Below are 20,644 nucleotides of genomic sequence, written 5' to 3'. Positions count from 1 at the left end.
GATCGTATCACAACCGGGCCGGATCAGGGCAGTTCGACGACCTCGATCTTGCGGATTTCCACCCGGCTGCCGGGGTCGTGCTGCTGAAAGGCGAAGTGGCCTTCTTTCCAGGCCTTGGTGCGGTCGAGGTACACGAACAGGATCTCGCCGTTGATCTTGACGGTGATGTGCGGAATGACCATGCCCCGCCAGTCCTTGTCGACGACTTCCAGCTCGTAGGTGAACCATTCGTCGGCCGGGACGAGCTGCTTGTAGACGTGCACGAAGCCGTAGATCGAGCCGGTGCGGATCGGGTCGCTGTGGGTGCTGTCGATCTGGGCCTCGTAGCCCTCGGAGAAGCTGCCGTTGGGGGCCGGGCAGCGGAAGTAGAGGCCCGAGTTGCCGTGGTCGTTGATCTTGACCTCGGCGCGGTACTTGAAGTTCTTGTACGTCTTCGGGCTGTAGAGCATCGAGGCCGAGCCGGTGCCGACGATCGAGCCGTCCTTCACCTCCCAGTGGCTCCCGTCGTTGCCGCCCCCCTTCGTCCAGCCGCTGAGCGTCTTGCCGTCGAACAGCGAGACCCATTCCTCGGCCTGCGCTCCGCAGGCGGTCAGGCCCGTCACGACCAACGACCAGAGACCGACGCGCGCCCATTGATACGGTTTCATGTTCTCGCTTCTCCTCATTGCTGGCTGCATCCTGACGAACGCCCGTCTCGATCGCGACGCCGAAACGCGGGTCGGGTCCGACGTTGCGGAAATCGACGCGCGAGGCGACGGCGGATCGAGCGGCGACGACGTCTCCCAAATTCAACGGTTGCAAGTCTATAACAGGAGGATCGAGCCGGCCAGTAGCCAGTCGCCCCGGGCGACGCGCCGAAGGCGTTTCGGCCCTCGCGGCCTTGGCCTCGGACGTCGGAGTTTGACGCGATCATGAGCGACCCGCTCGACCCCGAGATCCTAACACGGATTCTCCGCCTCGCGACGTTGTCCCCATCGCCGTTCAACCTCCAACCGTGGCGGTTCCTCGTCGTCCGCGACGCGGCGAACCGTCGCCGGCTTCAGGCGTGCGCCTGGAATCATCCCCAGGTCGGACAGGCGCCGGTGGTCGTGATCGTGCTCGGCTTTCACCAACCGGACCGGACGCACCTTGACGCCGTGCTCGCCCGGCAACTTGAACTCGGCGCCTGCACCCCGGCGCGGGCCGCCGAGATCCGGGGGCGGGCGCTCGCCACGCTCGGCCGCGTGGCCGATCGGTCGCTCTGGGCGCTGCGGTCGGCGATGCTCGCCGCATCGGCCCTGATGTGCGCCGCCGAGTCGCTCGGGGTCGCCTCGGCGCTGATCGACAATTTCGACCACGAAGCCGCGCGCACGAACTTCGGAGTCCCCGACGACCACACGGTCTGCTGCCTGATCGCGCTCGGCCACGCCGCGGGGGCCGAACCGTTTCCGGGCCGGTTCGGCCTCGACGAGGTCTGTTACGCCGAGCACTTCGGACAGCCCTGGACGGGTTGACGCTGGCACCGCGACCGGGGCCCGATTACGATGGCCCCGGGCTCGAAACACGACGCCTCCGCAGTCTCCCCACCAACAACACCCCCGAGGTCACTCCACAATGCTCAACACCGTCATCGCCGGTCGGCGGTTCGTCCCCATCATGCTGGGCGCCGCTCTGCTACTGACGTCGGCTTCTCAGGTTCCCGCGCAGACGCCGACCACGCTGGCGGCGGCGCCGAGGACGGACGAGTGGTGGACGAACATGCACAAGGATTTTCTGGCCCAGACCAAGAAGGGGGGCATCGACCTGCTCTTTCTGGGCGACTCGATCACGCAGGGATGGGGCGGCAACGAGACCTGGAAGAAGCATTACACGCCCCGCCACGCGGCCAATTTCGGCATCGGCGGCGACGGCACGCAGCACGTCCTCTGGCGGGTCGAGAACGGCGAGATCGACGGCATCAAGCCACGCGTCATCGTCATGATGATCGGCACGAACAACGCCGGCGGCAGCTCGGCCGACGAGATCGCCGCGGGTAACAAGGCCATCGTCAAGCAGCTTCGCAAGCGGCTTCCCGAGACCAAGATCCTCCTGCTCGGCGTCTTTCCCCGCAGTGAGAAGCCGGACGACACCCGCGCGAAGCTCAAGGCCGTGAACGAGAAGATCGCCAAGCTCGACGACGGAGACAAGGTCCACTACCTGGACATCGGTTCGAAATTCCTCCGGGAAGACGGCACGATCTCCGCGGACATCATGCCCGACTTCCTCCACCTGAGCCCCAAGGGCTACGAAATCTGGGCCGACGCCATCGAGCCGAGCCTCAAGAAGCTGCTCGGCGAAGACAAATAAGGCACTCTCCACGAACAGCGTCCAACAGGCGTCGGGACCTTGTCCAGATCCAGCAGGCGGGCCGGCGGTAGAATCGGAAGCTATGCTTTGAACGGTCCCCAAGTTAGTCGTTCTTGCCCGCGTGGCCTCCGTGTCACCTGTCGTGAGTCTGATGCCCTTGCTTCACTTCATCCTTCGGGGGTGGAGGCGAAGCATGGGATCGAAGGATTTCACCACGGAGGACTCGGAGGACACGGAGGGGAAGTGGCGAGGAATCGAGCATGCTTCATGAAGAGATCAGCGGAGCAGTCGTTAACGCGGCGATGAAGGTCCACTCCGTCTTGGGGCCAGGCCTGCTGGAAAGCGCCTATGAAGCATGCCTCGCATACGAACTCTGGACGTCGAGACGCAGGTTCCACTACCAGTGGGCTATGAAGGCGTCCGAATCGATGCCGGGTATCGGATCGATCTCAAAGTCGCCAGGGTAATCCTAGTCGAGATCAAGGCAGTGAGCGCGATTGCGCCGATCCATAAGGCTCAACTGCTCTCGTACCTGAAACTGAGCGGTCTTAAGGTCGGCCTGCTTCTCAACTTCAACGTCGTCCATCTGAGAGACGGCCTCACCCGCATGATCATGTGAGTCGTTTCCCCTCCGTGTCCTCCGTGGTGAAACATCCCGACTTCCAAGGAGCTGTCTCTGAAAAGCTTAGACGGCCCCTCGAACCCGGACGGACCTATCCCCCGAATAGGTCGGACGGCTTGAGTCGGGGGAGGTCGTTCCACATCGCCTGCTCATCGGCGTAGGGGTGGCCGCAAGCCGCCGGCCGCGCTTTTTCGCGCAGGTCGAGCACCGCCTTGGCCATCGCCAGGTCGTCCTGGGTCGTTATTTTGAGATTGTGCGACGAGCCCGGGACGATCGCACACGGATGCCCGATGGCCTCGACGAGCTGGGTGTCGTCGGTCGCGGCCTTTCCGTGCTCGGCGCGCCTTGCATACGCTTCGACGAGCCAGTCGCGGCGGAAGACCTGCGGGGTCTGCGCCAGGAACAGGTTGTCGCGCGAGACGGTCTCGGTGGTGAGACGGTCGGCATTCGCCCGCTTGATCGTCTCGAAGACCGGCGTGGCCAGGAGCGCCGCGCCGTGGGCTTCGGCCGCCTTAAAGACTGCCGCCACCTGGTCGGCGGTCAGGCAGGGCCGGGCGGCGTCGTGCACCGCGACGAAGTCGCATTCCGGCTTCACCCGCTCCAGAGCCGAGGCCACGGTGTCGGACCGCTCGGCCCCGCCGACGATCACGTCGATGCCCAGGAAGGCGACGCTCTCGCGATAGCGGCGGTCGAACAGTTCCTGGTCTTCCTCGGCGATCGCGACGATGATCTGCGCGACGTCGTCATGCTTCAGGAACGGATCGACCGAGCGCAGCCAGACCGCGCGGCCCTCGATCTCGGCGTAGATCTTCTTCTGTTTCGGATCGCCGAAGCGGCTGGACCGGCCGGCCGCCGGCAAGATCACGGCGAATCGTCCCATGGCGTCGTCTCCCGACCGTCGAACCGAGCGTGCTCTGGAATGGGATGGTGCGCGGAAATGAGGCGCATCGAGTCGTCCTCTCCCGGCGGCTCCGCTCGTGTTCGACCTCTTCGATTCTGCGAACGTCCTCGTCGGGAGTCAACGCGAGCAGGCGACGAAACGAGAGTCCTCTTGGCGAAGCCGCCGCCGACAAGGGACAATAACGCTTCACCACGCCCGATGCGTGAAGTCCGGCCGAGGGCCGAGGAGCGAGACGAACGATGGAGTGTCTAGGGCCGCAGTGCGCCGCGATGCTGCTGGAATGGATCAGGACGCAGAGTGAATCGCCGACCATCTCCAGCGGCGAGGGCCTCGGGCCGCAGGCTCGGCAGGGCTTGCTCTGGAAAGCCGCGCCCTATCAAGAAGACGCCCCGGCGCTGACGACGACGGCCGAACTGGAAGGCGCGCTCGAACACCTGCGATACGCGGTGTTCCGCCGGTTCCAGAACCAGCTCACGCGGTCCGAGCGGTCGCGACTCGACAACTCGATCGAGAACGCCTTCTTCAAGATCGACCGCTATCTACTCCGAACGGTCGAAGCCGAGCGCGCGGCGCACGAGTCGGAAGTCGACCGGCTTCGCGAGGAGGCGCGCGAGGGCAAGGAGCGGGTCGAGCGGCTCCGTCTTCAGGCCCGTCGCGCCGAGTTGAAGCTCGCCCAGTTGACCACGCTCACGCCCGAGACCTTCGAGGAATTCGTCGGCGAATTATTCGAGGCGATGGGCTATGAGGTCCAGCAGGTCGGCGGCTCCGGCGACGAAGGCGCCGACATCCGGCTCCGCCGCGGCGACCTGTTCGCGATCGTCCAGTGCAAGTATCACAAGCGGGGCGTCGTCGGCTCTCCCGAACTGCAAAAATTTCTTGGCTCCGTGCACCACAACCACGCGCACAAGGGCTTCTTCGTGACCACCAGCACCTTCTCGCTGGCCGCCGAGAAGTTCGCGACCGACCACCCGATCGAACTGGTCGACGGCCCCCGGCTCGTCGAGCTGGTCACCCAGGCGCTCGGCCCCGGCGCGCGTCGCGAGCCCGAACCCTCGTGGTTCTGATCGCGTCGAGGTTGGTCTGGGGCTTGGTGGATTTTTCCGTGGCGACGCGCCCCCGCGCCGCCTATGATTCACATGCGCGGTCGGATCTCGATCATGGCGAACAGCGGAATTCGTCTCCAACGCATGGCGGCGATCTTGCGTAGTAGACGACAAGTATATGTGTCCCGCATCGGGATCGACACGCGCGGACCAGACGCGGAATAGCCCGCCCGACGCATGCTTTCGATGAAACAGAGATCAATGCATTATTGGCTTGACTGAGGGAAGGATCGCGGGTTAGCTTCAGGAATCAAGGACGTCTTGGAATGCTGCTCGGATCACCCTTGGCCATGGAGGGTACAACATGCTCCCCCGGATTCAGAAACCCGCTCTCCGAACGCTGGATTTGCCGCCGGAGTTTGAGGATCTGACAGGTGTCATCAACAGCGACGTAAAGGTCATCGTCTCGATCCTCGCCGAGCGAGCCTCCGAACGGCTGTTGCTCTCGAAACGGCAGACTCAACAACTCCAGCGATCGCTGTGGAACAGCCTCGCCGAGACGATCAACGACAAGATCAAGGTCCTCTCCGTCGATCGTCGCTGAGCCTCGTTCGGCATGTCCGGCGAGCCGCCATTCACCTCGGGGTTCCATTGGCTCGGATCATTCTGGCGGCGACTGGCTCGGTGGCGGCGGTGCGGACGCCCGCGCTGTTCTCCGCGCTCATCGAACGCGGGCATGAGGTCCGCGTCGTCGCGACAGAGTCCGCGCTCTATTTCTTCGACCCTGACGACCTTGGCGCGTCGGTCCTGATCCGCGACCGCGACGAGTGGCCGGGCGAGCGTTACCGCCGCGGCGACGACGTGCTGCATATCGAGCTGCGGCGTTGGGCCGATCTCTTGATCGTCGCCCCGCTCGACGCCAACACCCTGGCGAAGTTCGCCCTGGGGCTGTGCGACAACCTGCTGACCTGTCTCTACCGCGCCTGGGATCTCGACAAACCCGTCGTCCTGGCGCCGGCCATGAATACGCTGATGTGGCGGAAGCCCGCCACCAGCCGCCACCTGGCGCGGATCTGGCTCGACCAGACCGGCCGCGACGCGCCCCCTTCCGACTGGTCGCTCGACGCGGCCCCCGACCTTTTCGCCCTCCACGCGCCCCGGACGATCCTGATCCCCCCGCAGGCGAAGCGACTCGCCTGCGGCGACGTCGGCGTCGGCGCCATGGCCGAAGTCGCCGTCGTGGCCGAGGCCGTCCGCGCCTGGTCCGAACGCTCCGCAACCGCCGAATGACGGGCAAATAGGCGGGGCGCGCAAGCCCTCCAATACGAGCCCGAAGCGCCAGCGAGTGAATTTCCAGTCGGCCATTCGAATCAATTCACTCGCTGGCGCTTCGGGCTTGAATTTGGATCTGGACCACCGTGATCCCTCAGTTTTATGAGGCCGGGCGTCCCCGCGGCGTCATGGTGGTTTGTATTTCCCGGGCTCGGAACAGCCGTCGAGTCGTCAGCCCCTTGCGGGAGAAGGCATGCTCGCGACAGCCTGTGTTTATGGCCGTCTTCGATCCACGAGAAAATCAGGCCAAGCAGTAATGATTTGACGGATTATTCCGCGCCGCGCCGAGGCCTTCACGCCCCCCTCGCCGTTGGAATCGAACCGCGTCGGCGCAAAAATCGCGTCAGTGCCGGAAAAAAAGCTCTTGACGCGTGGGTGCAACGGCGGATTAACTATTACGAAATCCGATACCTCTCCGATCGTACTATCGAGAAATGCGGGCAGGCGGGGGCACATGCAGTTCGAGTCGCTTCAGATTTTCTGCGATGTGGTGCGCTGGGCCAGCTTTTCGCGAGGGGCGCAGGAGAACGGGATTTCGCAGTCGTCGGCCAGTCAGGCCGTGCATCAACTCGAAGTGCGGCTTGGGGTGAGGCTGATCGATCGGTCGAAGCGTCCCCTGGTTCTGACGGAGCAGGGGAAGGTTTATTACGAAGGCTGCAAGGAACTCGTCGGTCGCTATCTGGAGCTTGAGAACCGAGTGAAGGTGTTGAGCGACGAGCGGAAGGTGACGGGTACGGTAGGGGTGGCGTCGATTTACTCGGTGGGGTTGTTGCACATGAGCCAGTACGTCAAGACTTTCGGGGAGCGACATCCCGAGGCCAGCGTACGGCTCGAGTATTTGCATCCCACGCGGGTCGTCGAGCGCGTGATCGCCGGCGGCGCCGAGTTGGGCCTGATCTCGTACCCTCGCAAATGGCCGGAGCTGACGGTCATTCCGTGGCGCGAGGAGCCGATGGTGCTGGTCGTTTCTCCCACGCATCGGTTCGCTCGTCGCAAGACCGTCGAAGTGCGGGAACTGGACGGCGAGCCCCTGGTCGCGTTCGACGCCGAGCTGTCGATCCGAAAGGCCATCGACCGCGCCTTGCGACACCACGAGATCACCGTCGACGTGGTTCTCGAATTCGACAACATCGAGAACATAAAACGCGCGGTCGAGATCTCGGCGGGGGCGGCGATTCTGCCGGAGCCGTCGGTCGCGAAGGAAGTCCGGGCCGGCTCCCTGATCGCCCTGGGGATCGACGGCCAAGAGGCGAAACACCGCCTGACGCGTCCCCTGGCGATCATCCATCGCCGGCACGACAAGCTCGACCTGACGGCGTCGCGATTCCTGGACCTGCTGACAGGGAGCGACGCGGTTCCAGCCGAGCCGGGTGCCTCGGCCGACAGACGTCTTGCCGCGGCGTCCCCGTCCTGACAGCCGCCGCGGCGTGCCTCAGGATCAAAAGCGGCGAGGACGGAAGCTCCTCCGGCCCGCCGTGGATCGCCATGTGATCGTGTTCCCGCTTGCTGTTCTCAATGTTGAAGAAAAAACGATCGGCCCCTCGAACTTCCGGCTCGCCGAGCTGGTCGGATAAGGGTCGAAACCTGAAGTTCAAAGTCGAAACCGTATCTGTTTCGTCCGTGCAGCCTCCCTACGATCGTCGCGCCGAGAGGGCTCCGGCTTGAATGTCAACGATCACTTGTCTCTGAACGCCAGTCCCGGAAGGACCATCGCCATGAGATCTGGACTCCCTTCTCCCCAGGGTCTTTACGACCCGATGAACGAACACGACGGCTGCGGGGTGGGATTCCTCGTCGACCTGAAGGGGCGAAAATCGCATGCGATCGTCCGCGACGGCCTGACCGCGCTGGTCAACCTCGACCACCGGGGCGCATGCGGGTGCGAGAACAACACCGGCGACGGCGCGGGGATCTTGATCCAGATTCCCCACGAGTTCCTCAAGTCGCGCTGTGAGCCGCTGGGGATCGACCTGGGCGAGCCCGAGACGTACGGCGTCGGGGCGTTCTTCACGTCGCCCGACGCGTCGCAGCAAGAGTTCGGGATGAAGCTGTTCGAGTCGATCGTCGCCGACGAAGGTCTGGTCTTCCTGGGCTGGCGGCGGCTGAAGACCGACAACGGCCCGCTGGGCGACGGCGCGAAGTCGGTCGAGCCCGCCGTGTATCACGCGATGATCGGCCGTGGGCCGGCGACCCGCGACGCCGACACGTTCGAGCGCAAGCTCTACGTGACGCGCAAGCGGTTCGAGAACGAGATCGAAGACTCGGGGCTCGACGACCACAAGTTCTTCTATTTCCCGAGCCTGTCGTGCCGGACGATCGTCTACAAGGGCATGCTCACGCCGAGCCAGGTCGAGGAGTACTACGCCGACGACCTCCGCGATCCGCTTCTGAAGAGCGCGATCTGCATGTTCCACTCGCGGTTCAGCACCAACACGTTTCCGAGCTGGGAGCTGGCCCACCCGTACCGAATGATCTCGCACAACGGCGAGATCAACACGCTCCGCGGCAACATCAACTGGATGCGGGCTCGCGAGGCGCTCTTCGAGTCGAGCCTCTACGAGCCCGGCGATCTGGCCAAGCTGCGGCCGATCATTCGCGAAGGGCTGAGCGATACGGCCTGCCTCGACCACGCCGTCGAGCTGCTCGTTCGCTCGGGCTACAGCCTCGCCCACGCGATGATGATGCTGATCCCCGAAGCCTGGAACAATCACGAGTCGATGTCCCAGGTGAAGAAGGATTTCTACGCTTACCACACCTGCTTGATGGAGCCGTGGGACGGCCCGGCGGCGGTGGCGTTCACCGACGGCAAGGCCATCGGCGCGACGCTCGACCGCAACGGCCTGCGTCCCAGCCGCTACGTCGTCACGACCGACGACCGGATCATCATGGCCTCGGAAGTGGGCGCCCTTCAGATCGCCCCCGAGAACATCGTGCGGAAGGGTCGGCTTGAGCCGGGCCGGATGTTCCTGGTCGACCTGGAACAGGGCCGGATCGTCGACGACGAGGAGCTGAAGCACGAGATCGCGTCGGCCAAGCCGTACGGCAAGTGGCTCCGCGAGTACATGGTTCCGCTGGCCGAGCTGCCGGAAGCCCCCGAGGTCCCCGGGCCCGACCACAAGACGCTGTACACGCGTCAGAAGGCCTTCGGTTTCACACTTGAAGACATCAAGTACATTCTCAACCCGATGGGCGAGCGCGGTGAGGAAGCCATCGGCTCGATGGGCAACGACGCCCCGCTGGCCGTCCTGTCCGACCGCGCCCAGCCGCTGTTCAGCTACTTCAAGCAGCTTTTCGCCCAGGTGACCAACCCGCCGCTCGACGCGATCCGCGAAGAGCTGGTGACGTCGGTCTTCACCGGGGCGGGGGGCGAGAAGAACCTGCTCGAACCTTCGCCCGACTCGTGCCGCCAGATCGCGCTCGATCTGCCGGTCGTCGACAACGACGAGCTGGCCCGCCTCAAGCAGCTTGACGGCTGGCGCGGCTTCACCTCGGTGACGCTGCCGATGCTGTTCCCGGCCGCCGAGGGGGCCGCCGGCATGGAGCGGGCGCTGGAGTCGCTGTTCGAGAAAGCCTGCGAGGCGATCCAGCAGGGCGCCAGCCTGATCATCCTTTCCGATCGCGGCGTCGACGCCGAAACCGCGCCGATCCCCTCGCTGCTCGCCTGCTCGGGACTGCACCACCACCTGGTCCGCCAGGGGCTTCGCGCCCGGGCCGGGCTCTTGATCGAGTGCGGCGACGCCCGCGAGGTCCACCACTGCGCCCTGCTGCTGGGCTACGGGGCCGGGACGATTAACCCGTACGTCGCGTTCGAGACCCTGGACGACATGATCCGCCAGGGACTGCTCAAGGGCCTGACGCACGACGAGGCGGTGTACCGCTACCGCAAGGCGATCAAGAAGGGGGTCGTGAAGGTGATGTCCAAGATGGGCATCAGCACGATCCAGAGCTACCGCGGCGCCCAGATCTTCGAGGCGATCGGCCTCGATCATGAGTTCGTCCGCAAGTACTTCGACAAGACCTCGTCGCGGATCGGCGGCGTCGGTCTCGCGGAGATCTGCCGCGAGACCCTCGAACACCACGCCCGGGCGTTCTCGCCGCGCGGCGAGGTGGGCCCCGAGCTGCTCGACGAGGGGGGCCAGTACCAGTGGCGCCGCGACGGCGAGTTCCACCTGTTCAACCCCGAGACCGTCTTCCGGCTCCAGCATGCGACCCAGGCCGGGCGGTACGACGTCTTCAAGAACTACACCCGGCTCGTCGACGAGCAGAACGAGCGGCTGAACACGCTTCGCGGTCTGTTCACGTTCCGATACGACGACCGCACGCCGATCCCGATCGAGGAGGTCGAGCCGGTCGAAGCGATCGTGAAGCGGTTCGCCACCGGCGCGATGAGCTACGGCTCGATCTCGGCCGAGGCTCACGAGACGCTCGCCATCGCCATGAACCGGCTCGGCGGCAAGTCGAACACCGGCGAAGGGGGCGAAGATCCCGAGCGGTTCAAGACGTTGCCCAACGGCGACAGCAAGCGCAGCGCCATCAAGCAAGTGGCGTCGGGCCGGTTCGGCGTGACCAGCGAATACCTGGTCAACTGCGACGAGCTTCAGATCAAGATGGCGCAGGGCGCCAAGCCGGGCGAGGGGGGCCAGCTTCCCGGCCACAAGGTTTGGCCGTGGATCGCCAAGGTCCGGTTCTCGACTCCGGGCGTCGGTCTCATCAGCCCGCCGCCGCACCACGACATCTACTCGATCGAAGATCTCGCGCAGCTCATCTTCGACCTCAAGAACAGCAACCCCCGAGCGCGGATCAACGTCAAGCTGGTCGCCGAGGTCGGCGTGGGGACGGTCGCGGCGGGGGTCGCCAAGGCCCACAGCGACGTCGTGCTGATCAGCGGTCACGACGGCGGCACCGGGGCCAGCCCGCTGACCTCGCTCAAGCACGCCGGCATCCCCTGGGAGCTTGGCCTGGCCGAGACCCAGCAGACGTTGGTCCTTAACAATCTCCGCGACCGGATCGTGGTTCAGACCGACGGTCAGTTGAAGACCGGGCGCGACGTGGTGATCGCCGCGTTGCTCGGCGCCGAGGAGTACGGATTCGCCACCGCGCCGCTCGTCGTGATGGGCTGCATCATGATGCGGGTCTGCCATCTCGACACCTGCCCGGTCGGCATCGCGACCCAGAACCCGATGCTTCGCGAGAAGTTCCAGGGCCAGGCCGATCACGTCGTCAACTTCTTCAAGTTCATCGCCGAGGAAGTCCGCGAGTTGATGGCCCAGCTCGGGTTCCGGACGATCGACGAGATGGTCGGCCGCAGCGATCTGCTCGACACCAAGCAGGCGCTCGACCACTACAAGGCCAGGGGCCTCGACTTCTCGAAGATCTTCTACCGGCCCGAGACCGCGCCGGGCGTCGCCGTCCGAAAGATCCGCGATCAAGAGCACGGAATCCAGGAGACGCTCGACTGGACGACGCTCGTCCCGGCCTGCGAGCCGGCGCTAGAGCGCGGCGAGCCGGTGAGCCTGGACCTGCCGATCCGCAACGTGAACCGGACCGTCGGCACGATCCTCGGCAGCGAGATCTCGCGGCGGTACGGCGGCGTCGGGCTCCCCGACGACACGATCCGGCTCAAGTTCCACGGCTCGGCCGGCCAGAGCTTCGGCGCGTTCGCCCCGCGCGGCGTCAGCCTGACGCTCGAAGGCGACTCGAACGACTACGTCGGCAAGGGCCTCTCGGGCGGCAAGATCGTCGTGTATCCCCCCAAGACGGCGAAGTACCTCGCCGAGGACAACGTCTTGATCGGCAACGTCGCGCTCTACGGGGCGACGGCCGGGCAGGCGTTCTTCCGGGGACGGGCCGGCGAACGGTTCTGCGTCCGCAACAGCGGCGCCCACACCGTCGTCGAGGGGACCGGCGACCACGCCTGCGAGTACATGACCGGCGGCGTGACCGTCGTGATCGGCCTGACCGGCCGGAACTTCGCGGCGGGCATGAGCGGCGGCGTCGCCTACGTGCTCGACGAGTCCGGCGACTTCGCGACCCGCTGCAACCTCGAAATGGTCGACCTCGAAAAGACGACCGAATCGGACGACCTCGATCTGATTCGCGATCTGCTGATCCAGCACGCCGGCTACACCGGCAGCACCGTGGCCGCCCGGCTGCTCTCGGACTGGGAATGGGCGGCGAGCAAATTCGTGAAGGTGATGCCCCTCGATTATCGTCGTGTCCTGATCGAGCAGAAGAAAAAGGCCGCGGAGCAAGTCGGAGAGGCGGAAGCGCAAATGGAGGTGACCCATGGGTAAGCCGAGCGGTTTTATCGAGTTTCCCCGCGAGTTGCCGACGCGACGCCCCATCCCGGAGCGGGTGCACGACTATCTCGAAGTCTACAACCCGTTCCCGGACGAGAAGCTCAAGGCGCAGGGCGCGCGGTGCATGGACTGCGGGATTCCGTTCTGTCATCAGGGCTGTCCGCTGGGCAACCTGATCCCGGACTGGAACGACCTGGTTTATCGCGACCAGTGGCGGATGGCCATCGACCGCCTCCACGAGACGAACAACTTCCCGGAGTTCACCGGCCGCCTTTGCCCCGCGCCGTGCGAAGCGTCGTGCGTGCTGGGGATCAACAGCGACCCGGTGACGATCAAGCAGATCGAAGTCGGCATCATCGACCGCGCCTGGGACGAAGGCTGGGTTCAGCCCGAGCCCCCCAAGACGCTGACCGGCAAGAAGGTGGCGGTCGTCGGCTCGGGCCCCGCCGGCCTGGCCGCCGCCCAGCAGCTCGCCCGCGCCGGCCACTCGGTGACGGTCTTCGAGCGGGCCGACCGGATCGGCGGCTTGCTGCGGTACGGCATTCCCGACTTCAAGATGGAGAAGCGCGTCCTTGACCGCCGGCTCGTCCAGATGGAGGCCGAAGGGGTCGTCTTCAAGGCGGGAGTGAACATCGGCGTCGATATACCAGCCGAAGCGCTCCTGTCCGACTTCGACGCCGTCTGCCTCTGCGGCGGAGCGACCCAGGCCCGCGACCTGCCGATCGAGGGGCGGACGCTCGGGGGCATCCTGCCCGCCATGGATTTCCTGACGCCGCAGAACCAGCGGGTGGCCGGCGACGCCGTCCCCGAGAGCCCGCACCTGCACGCCAAGGATAAGCACGTCATCATCATCGGCGGCGGCGACACCGGGGCCGACTGCCTCGGGACCGTCCACCGTCACGGCTGCCGGAGCGTCCACCAGTTCGAGATCGTCCCCCGCCCCCCGGACACCCGGACGCCCTCGAACCCTTGGCCCCAGTGGTCGAACGTCTTCCGCGTCTCGTCGGCCCATGAAGAAGGGGGCGTGCGCGAATTCGCGATCAATACCAAGCGATTCATCGGCGAGAACGGCCGGGTCACGGCCCTCGAAACCGTCCGCGTCGAGATGGTCGTCGAGAATGGCCGTCCCAAGTTCGTCGAGATCCCGGGCAGCGAGAAGGTCTATCAGGCCGATCTCGTCTTGCTCGCAATGGGATTCGTCGGGCCCGAACGCCCGGGGATGCTTGAACAGCTCGGCGTCGCGCTCGACCCGATGGGCAACGTCAAGAGCGACGCCGACCGCCGCACCAGCGTCGACAAGATCTTCACCGCCGGCGACATGACCCGAGGCCAGAGCCTGATCGTCTGGGCGATCGCCGAAGGCCGCCATGCCGCCGCGTCGATCGACGCGTTCCTGATGGGCTCGTCCGACCTGCCCCGCCCGCTCGACTACGGCAACAGCCAGCGGCCGTTCGCCTGAGCGAGTCATCCTCCCGATCCGGCCCGACGCCTCACCGCGTCGCGGCCGCCGGGGGCTCGCCTTCCCGAAGATGGTAGTACGCACCGGCCCTCAGGTCGCGGAACTGATCCACGCGACCCGAGGGCCAGCGCACTTCCACGAGATCGGCCTTCTCCGCGTCGCCAAGGCCGAACCGAAGCCGGGGATCGGAGGCCGACAGGTAGCTCCCTCCCCCCGTCCGCCAGGACGTTGACCGCCGGCCCGCCTCCGTCACGCTGACGCGCGCGCCGACGGCATCGCGGTTCGATTTCGTTCCTTCCAACCGGAATCCGATGAACCGGCCGACGTTCGCGCTCTCGTTGTGCAGATACGTCGCCGGCTCGTTCTGGCTGACGATCAGAAGGTCGACCTTGCCGTCGTCGTCGAGGTCACCTACCGCCAGGCCTCGGCCGATGTGAGGTGTCCGCCAGGGCTCGCCGCTGGCGTCCGAGACGTCGTTGAGCTTGCCGCGACCGTCGCCGGCGTACAGCCGCGCGGGCATGGCGAAGGGCAGGGCGGGGCGATGGTCGTTGACGTGGCCGTTGGCCGTCGCCAGTTCGAGCCGGCCGTCGTTGTCGGCGTCGAGGAACGCCGCGCCGAAGCCGAGCAGGAACCGGCTCGCCGCGCGGAGGCCGAGGTTCGCCGACTGGTCGACGAACAACCCGCCGCCCAGGTTGTGGAACAGCGTCGTCGACTCGCCGTAGAAATTGGTGACGGCCAGGTCGGGCCGGCCGTCGCCGTCTAGGTCGCCGCAGGCCACGCCCATGCCCGCCTGGTAGCCCCCTCGGCGTTGCCGGCCAGGCCTGCCTCGTGCGCGAACTCCTCGAACCGCATCCCCCCCTTGTTTCGATAGAAGAGGTTGGCCGACATATCGTTGGCGACGACCAGATCGATGAGGCCGTCGTCGTCGAGATCGGCGGCGACGACGCCCAGGCCCCGGCCGTCCGGATCGTCGATACCGGCCGTTACCGTAACATCGACGAATCGACCGCCGTCGTTGCGGAACAGGCGGTCCCGCAGTGCGGGGAACGACGGGGGATAGCACGACACATACCGATTCGTCCCGCGTGAGTTCGGGCAGAGGGTCGGATGCTGGGCGTCCCAGGCCAGGTAATGGCAGACGTAGAGGTCGAGGTCGCCGTCGCCGTCGAGGTCGGCGAACGCCGACGAGGTCGGCCAGTCGCGGTCGCCCCCCAGGCCCATCGCCTCGGTGACGTCCTCGAAGGTTCCATCGCCCTTGTTGCGGTAGAGCGCATGACTTCGCCACCGCGTGACGAACAGGTCGGGGCGGCCGTCGCCGTCGTAGTCGCCGACCGAAACGCCGAATCCGTAACCGCCGGTCGTCGTCGCCAGGCCCGACCGCGCGGTGACGTCCTCAAACGCGCCGTCGCCCTTGTTGCGGAACAGGCGGTCGCGTGAGGTCTGCGGGGAAGTCGGAGGAATCGCGCCGCCTTGTGTGAAGTAGACGTCGAGCCGGCCGTCGCCGTCGTAGTCGAGCAGGCCCACGCCGCCGCCGATCGTTTCGGGAATCTGGTGAATCTCGGTCTCGCCGTTCTCGTAGACGAAGGCGAGGCCCGCATCCTTCGCCCGATCGACGAACGCGAGCCCTCGGGTTTTCGTCGCGACTCCCTCGGTTTCCTTCGCGAGCGAACTGCTGACGAGGCTAGCCAGCAGGCTCTGGAACTCGGCGGTCGAGACCCGCGTCGGTCGGGGAGGCTGGGCGGCGAGGGCTTCGAGGCGTTCGCGCGCGACCTTGGAGTTCGAGGCGCGTTCGAGGACGAGGGTCCACCAACCTCGGGCTTCGAAGGTCCGGCCCAGGGCTTCAGCGAGCCGGGCGCAGTCTTCGAGTCGAGCCGGGGTGAGCACCTGGAGGTCGCCGATCATGAGGCGACGATACGCCTGGCGGTCCTCCTCGATCTTGGCGCGGTTGCGACGGATCTCGACGGCCCGCTCGCGGTCGCCTCTCTCGGCGGCCAGAACGGCCAGTCGATCGAGGGCCGATACGCTGTCGGGCTCGATTGCGAGTCGTCCTTCGAGGGCGTCGGCCTCGGCTCGGTTGTCGTGGGCGCGGCCGGCGGTCCAGGCCCGGATGGCGAGCGCGTCGACGGGCTCAAGACGGTCGGCGGAGAGATCGAGCAGTCCCCGGCGCACCTCGTCGGGCCGGTCGGCGGACATCGCCCATTGGACCCGAAGGCGGTTGACGGCGGCGTCGCCCTTGCCTTGCGCCTCGCAGCGACGAAGCCAGTCGCCGGCTTCGTCGAGCTTTCCCGAACGCAGCGCGATGTTCGCGCGCGCGAGCCAGGCGCGGTCGTCGTCGGGCGAGCGCTCGGTCGCCGCCTGGAGCGGTTGGTCGGCGTCCTCGCGGCCTTCGAGCATGGCGTCGAGTCGCCAGTGTTCGCGGAGCGCCGTGCGGCGGTCGTCGCTGCGGACCTTCCCGAACAAGCCCTCGAACACGCGGCGAACCTCGCCCATCCGGCCTTGCCAGATCCAGAGTTCGGCGAGCATCCAGTCGCTCCGGGCCGACGCGGGGTCTTTGCGATCTCTCAAAGCCGTGAGCAGCGTTTCGGCGTCGCGAAACGCGCCGAGGTGCTTGATCGCGAGCCGCGCCCGTCCGTGCGCGGCCGGGCCCCAGTAAGGGCTTTCCGTGGCGACCGAGGCCCAGGCGGCGATTGCGGCGTCGGGGCGGTCGAGATGCTCTTCGCAGACGCCGAGTCGGAAGGCGATCTCAGGGTCGGACGGCTGCCAGCGACGGATCGCGCGCAGCCGAGCGGCGGCCGCCGTGTAGTCGCTGGCCTCCATCTCCCGATCGGCCCGGTCGAGGCTGCCGCGGATCATGTACAGGCTCGTCGCCCAGACGGCCGCGACCGCGATCGTCGTCGCGAGGGCGAACCATCCGGTAAGGATGAAGAGTCGGCGAGTCATCGGCCTGGCTTCATGAGAGTTCAACGCGGTGAGACGACGGGTTCGGTTGATCCATTCTTCCGCTGGCGCGGCACGCCGGCAAGGCTGCCTTGCTGGACCAAGCCGTCGGGCGAGTTCGAGGGGAGGGTGCGGCTCAGGCCGGCGAATTGGGGAGGATGTTCCTTGTCGAGCTGGTAGAGCGATTGCTGCGTCGAGCGGTCCAGCGGGTCGTTCTTGATCGCCAGTTTCAGCCAGGCGCGCGCCTCGGGGATGCGCCCGGCCTCGGCGCAGGCGAGGCCCAGTTTGCGGGGGACCTCCGGATCTTTCTCCCCCTTCTCGGTGGCGGCGTAGGCGACGATCGCGAAGAGGGCGTCCTGTTTGCGGGCGGCGGCGAGGTAGGGCGCGGCGGCCGTCTCGTCGCCTTTCATGTGGAGCGCGGTGCCCAGGCCGAAGACCGATGAGCGGTCGAGCGGGTCGGCGTCGTAGGCGATCCGGTAGGCTTCGACGGCGGCGTCCGCATCGCGCTTCCGCAGCGCGAGCTGGCCGCGTAGGCGGGCGAGCGCGGGGTTGTCGCGACTCCCACTCGCGATCAGCGATTCCGCCGTCGGAAAATCGCCCCGGTCGAGAGCGAGGGTCGCTCGCATGGCCAGCCCCTCGGGATCGGACTCCTCCAGCTCGTCCATCAGCGCCTGGGCGCCATCAAGGTCGTCTTGTCGCCGCAAACCTTCGGCGAGGGCCAGCCGCGACCATCGATCGTCCTTATCGGCGTCGACGTACTTGCGAAGCGTGGGCATGTCGGCCTTGGGGCTCCATCCCACGGTTCGCGTCTTGCTCCAGAGCAAGACGTAAGCAAAATTCAAAGTTTGAAGCTCGCCGAACGCTTCGAGCTGGTCGTCCATCTCGGTCTGGCGATGCTGGATGTTGTAGATGTACGCCAGCTCGCGACGAGCCTGAAGCGCATAGGGGGCGAGCCGCACGGCGTCGAGGAAGTACGTCTCGGCGTCGCGAATTCGCCCCCTGCGCAGCTCCGCCTGGCCGGCGACGATCCGAGCCGGAGGTGCCAGGGGATGCCCGTCGGGGATCGCGGCGAGTTCGGCGAACGCCTCGTCCAACCGCTGATCCGACGCGGCGAGCATCCCACGCAACAGGCGATCGAAGGGCGTCGGTCGTCGCAGCACACTCAAGACGCCGACGTACCTTCGAGCGCTCTCTTGGTGGCCCGCCTGATACTCGGCCCTGGCCCTATCATAAAGGGCGTCGGCCAGGGGACGGCGGCTGGAAAGCAACCCGACCGCGAGCAATACCGCCAGGGCGCCGAGGAACATCCATTGACGATTTCGAGATTTCATCATATGTATACTCGACTCCATGGCGACGGCCGCCGCGCGGGCGCGAAGCAGCCGTCGTCTGGTCATTGCTTGGCTTGCCCTGTTTCAGTTTTTCTTTTCGGGCTCGGCCGTGGCCGCTGGCTTCACCGCCGGTGAGGCCGTCTTCTTAGGGGTGGGCCCCTTGACGTTAGCCATCATCTGCTTCTTCATGTCCTCGAACTGCTTCGTATTGGTGTCGGTGGCCTTGAAGGGCACGGTCCCCTCGGTGACGCCTGAGTCGCCACAACCAACGATGGCAAGGGCCAGGATGCCAGCGGCGAAGCACGAGACGAATCGCTTCATCAAACTCTCCCTGGAATTAGCTTTCGCGAAAGTGGGAATTTCGAACCGGCCCGGGGGGCGTCACTCGCACCCCGGCCGATGTCTGTCACCTGGTAGTAGAATAGCTCGAAGACAAAGGGCGAAGGACAAGGTCGCCTTGACCGACGTGGAAGTTGGTCGAAGCGGACGCGCGCCGGATTAATACTGGTCGGCCGAGACGATCTCGTTGCCGTTGCGGGTACCGATCGCCCACCAGACCGGAATACTAATGGAGTTCTTGATGAACCTCACCGAACCGTCGCCGAAGACGACGTTGACTCCGCCAGGATGATTGCTTGAAGGGGGCATGGCATCCGCGACGTGCCCGTAAGCGCTCGAATTGGGGTCGTTGTCCGCCATGCAACCGGTGCCGTTCGGGGGCGAGAAGTGGTTGTAGGTGTCCCACAGCAAGCAAGAGCCGGGGTTTCCGACGATCCAGTAGTTGCCGTTCGGGGGTGCCCCCGGGCCGAACGACATTTGGCTGCCGGGTATGGCCATGCAGGCTTGGACGAACTGCTGAGCGGAAGGCCCGCCCGCCGGCCCTTGATTCAAGTTGTTAGTCAGGCCCGGTTTCCACATATACGTGCCGCGTCGGGTCGTCGAAGACAGGGGAATCGGTGAGGATGGGCCGGAGCCGATCAGCGACTCGCTGATCAAAGCGGTATTGGAGGATCCGTCGGTGATCGACTCGAACCCGACCGTTTGCCCGCAGTTGGAACTGGTGGGGGCGCCCATCCAGTTGTTCGTGCCGTCCTTGAGCGGTACGAGGATGCCGCTCCACGCCATGAAATTGGCCGGACCGCCGATGCTGGCCATGTAGTTCTTGCGGGTGCCCGGCCCTTGCGTCGTGTTCTTGAGGTTCTCCGACGGGCACAGGACGCTGGAGAGCTGCGTGGCCAGGACCGTCGTGTTCTGTTGGTCCCACCCAGCTCCGCCGAAGCCGCTGCTAAGCCCCCAGTTCAGGGCGTTGTACAGTGGCTGCTGCTCCATCTGCGGCAGGATGGAAGCCGTCCAGTCAAGCGGCCACGGATCGAAATAAAGGCCGCCGAAATTATTCCAGACGATCAGGCCGCCGTTCTGCACCACCGGCGGGAACGTATCGTTCTGGGACACGTAGTTATGCATCGCGAGTCCTAATTGCTTCAGATTGTTCACACATTGCGCGCGACGCGCCGCTTCGCGCGCCGACTGTACGGCGGGAAGCAAGAGCGCTATCAAGACCGCGATAATGGCGATCACGACCAGCAGCTCGATCAACGTGAAACCCCGACGCCGATCCATGAGATACCTCCGGGCATAACGCCCAGCAATGACGACCCTGCGGGAAGAAATGTGCTGCGCGAGTGAGCTTAACTCTTCAATCAGTGTTGCACAATCATTCGCTCACCTTCTTATCGAAGTCTTAATTCTTGCGGTTTCAGAAAACCGCTGGGGCGTGCCGGAATCTTAATGAATTCGCGCAGGAAAACCCTTCTATGAAGCCAAGTCACTTCGGTGTTCATGGCGGAAATCTTGCTTGAATTTGACGGATTTTTGGTAAATCCAGTCGCATTCGCTCGTTCGGCATAGGCGCGGTCCTCGTCCTGGTGCGGAATGGATACCCGATCGTCCGTGGCCAGTCGCATCTGCAATGCTGTATTTCGCCGGACCGCCTGGGACGTGGTATCCTCGAAAACCAAAGGGGGCGAGGCGTCGATGGGCCTCGTCGTCACATGATTCATTCCTCTGGTCGTCAACTTTTTCAAACAGGACCGACGTTATGACATCGAACGAACCTTCGCCGTCCATGGACCCATCGCGCGAGTCGACGTCTGCAGAATCAGCGACGTCGGTCAAGGGCGATGGCCGTACTCGCTTCCAGGCTCCGGCGAATCCGATACGGTGGGCGATCCTGACCGCATTCGTCGTCGGAATCGTCGCTGGGGGAATCGGGGAGACGGAGGCGGTCAAATTCAAGCCGGCCCTTACCACGATCTCAATCCCGGGCTCGACTTACCAAGGCCCTTCGTCGAACACGCGGAGGGCGGCGCAGATCAAGGAGGTGGCGTTAAGATCC

16 protein-coding genes and 1 pseudogene are annotated in these 20,644 nt (G+C 65.4%); 9 read left to right on the top strand and 8 right to left on the bottom strand.

Annotation, left to right across the window (positions count from 1 at the left end; all coding sequences use genetic code 11):
- Nucleotides 1-23 precede the first annotated feature (23 nt).
- A complete protein-coding gene (locus BSF38_RS08055) occupies nt 24-647 on the bottom strand; it encodes a 3-keto-disaccharide hydrolase (RefSeq protein WP_076344588.1) in 624 nt (207 codons plus the stop codon).
- A gap of 264 nt (nt 648-911) precedes the next feature.
- Between BSF38_RS08055 and BSF38_RS08045 the strand changes: the two genes are divergently transcribed.
- From BSF38_RS08045 to BSF38_RS08035, 3 genes and pseudogenes are all read left to right on the top strand, one after another.
- Entirely contained in the window at nt 912-1,493 is a 582-nt protein-coding gene (locus BSF38_RS08045; protein WP_076344584.1) for a nitroreductase family protein, read from the top strand.
- Between the two features lie 100 nt (nt 1,494-1,593).
- Entirely contained in the window at nt 1,594-2,325 is a 732-nt protein-coding gene (locus BSF38_RS08040; protein ID WP_083712782.1) for a platelet-activating factor acetylhydrolase IB subunit, read from the top strand.
- 332 nt (nt 2,326-2,657) lie between these two features.
- Nucleotides 2,658-2,944 (top strand): annotated as a pseudogene (locus BSF38_RS08035) (GxxExxY protein).
- 94 nt (nt 2,945-3,038) lie between these two features.
- Here BSF38_RS08035 and ispD read toward each other — a convergent pair.
- On the bottom strand, nt 3,039-3,827 hold the full coding sequence (gene ispD, locus BSF38_RS08030; RefSeq protein ID WP_076344582.1) for a 2-C-methyl-D-erythritol 4-phosphate cytidylyltransferase: 789 nt from the start codon (nt 3,825-3,827) through the stop codon (nt 3,039-3,041).
- Nucleotides 3,828-4,087: 260 nt separating this feature from the next.
- On the opposite strand from ispD, the gene BSF38_RS08025 reads away from it, so the two are divergent.
- The 6 genes from BSF38_RS08025 (at nt 4,088) to BSF38_RS08000 (ending at nt 13,981) form a co-directional block, all read left to right on the top strand.
- The gene (locus tag BSF38_RS08025; protein WP_076344580.1) at nt 4,088-4,912 is read left to right on the top strand and encodes a restriction endonuclease; all 825 of its coding nucleotides are present in this window, start codon (nt 4,088-4,090) and stop codon (nt 4,910-4,912) included.
- Between the two features lie 343 nt (nt 4,913-5,255).
- Nucleotides 5,256-5,495 carry a hypothetical protein gene (locus BSF38_RS08020; protein WP_076344578.1) on the top strand — a complete coding sequence of 80 codons (240 nt, stop codon included), beginning with the start codon at nt 5,256-5,258 and terminating at the stop codon, nt 5,493-5,495.
- A 47-nt stretch (nt 5,496-5,542) separates the two neighbouring features.
- Nucleotides 5,543-6,181 (top strand): flavoprotein, encoded by a 639-nt coding sequence (locus tag BSF38_RS08015; protein ID WP_083712781.1) that lies wholly within the window; start codon nt 5,543-5,545, stop codon nt 6,179-6,181.
- Nucleotides 6,182-6,677: 496 nt separating this feature from the next.
- Complete coding sequence (locus BSF38_RS08010) at nt 6,678-7,637, top strand: LysR family transcriptional regulator (RefSeq protein ID WP_076344576.1); 960 nt, start codon at nt 6,678-6,680, stop codon at nt 7,635-7,637.
- Nucleotides 7,638-7,938: 301 nt separating this feature from the next.
- Nucleotides 7,939-12,516, top strand: coding sequence for a glutamate synthase large subunit (gltB, locus tag BSF38_RS08005; RefSeq protein ID WP_076344574.1), 4,578 nt, complete (start codon nt 7,939-7,941; stop codon nt 12,514-12,516).
- Complete coding sequence (locus BSF38_RS08000; protein WP_076344572.1) at nt 12,509-13,981, top strand: glutamate synthase subunit beta; 1,473 nt, start codon at nt 12,509-12,511, stop codon at nt 13,979-13,981. The genes gltB and BSF38_RS08000 overlap by 8 nt, the downstream gene beginning before the upstream one ends.
- Nucleotides 13,982-14,012: 31 nt before the next feature.
- Here the strand turns inward: BSF38_RS08000 and BSF38_RS29875 are convergent, their stop codons facing one another.
- The 6 genes from BSF38_RS29875 to BSF38_RS30605 all read right to left on the bottom strand — a co-directional run bounded on the left by BSF38_RS29875 (nt 14,013) and on the right by BSF38_RS30605 (nt 20,309).
- Nucleotides 14,013-14,759 (bottom strand): CRTAC1 family protein, encoded by a 747-nt coding sequence (locus BSF38_RS29875; protein ID WP_168189339.1) that lies wholly within the window; start codon nt 14,757-14,759, stop codon nt 14,013-14,015.
- Nucleotides 14,741-16,921, bottom strand: coding sequence for an FG-GAP repeat domain-containing protein (locus tag BSF38_RS07995; RefSeq protein WP_083712779.1), 2,181 nt, complete (start codon nt 16,919-16,921; stop codon nt 14,741-14,743). Before BSF38_RS07995 ends, BSF38_RS29875 begins: the two co-directional genes overlap by 19 nt.
- Nucleotides 16,922-16,941: 20 nt before the next feature.
- Nucleotides 16,942-18,252, bottom strand: coding sequence for a tetratricopeptide repeat protein (locus BSF38_RS07990; protein ID WP_168189338.1), 1,311 nt, complete (start codon nt 18,250-18,252; stop codon nt 16,942-16,944).
- Nucleotides 18,253-18,333: 81 nt separating this feature from the next.
- Complete coding sequence (locus BSF38_RS07985) at nt 18,334-18,570, bottom strand: hypothetical protein (protein WP_076344568.1); 237 nt, start codon at nt 18,568-18,570, stop codon at nt 18,334-18,336.
- Between the two features lie 177 nt (nt 18,571-18,747).
- Nucleotides 18,748-19,869, bottom strand: coding sequence for a DUF1559 family PulG-like putative transporter (locus BSF38_RS07980; protein ID WP_076344566.1), 1,122 nt, complete (start codon nt 19,867-19,869; stop codon nt 18,748-18,750).
- 110 nt (nt 19,870-19,979) lie between these two features.
- The gene (locus tag BSF38_RS30605) at nt 19,980-20,309 is read right to left on the bottom strand and encodes a hypothetical protein (protein ID WP_145952020.1); all 330 of its coding nucleotides are present in this window, start codon (nt 20,307-20,309) and stop codon (nt 19,980-19,982) included.
- Between the last annotated feature and the right edge of the window lie 335 nt (nt 20,310-20,644).

It is taken from the genome of Paludisphaera borealis (assembly GCF_001956985.1).
GTDB lineage: Bacteria > Planctomycetota > Planctomycetia > Isosphaerales > Isosphaeraceae > Paludisphaera > Paludisphaera borealis.
Note: the sequence above shows the minus strand (reverse complement) of the source record. Positions and strands in the feature narration are given on the sequence as shown.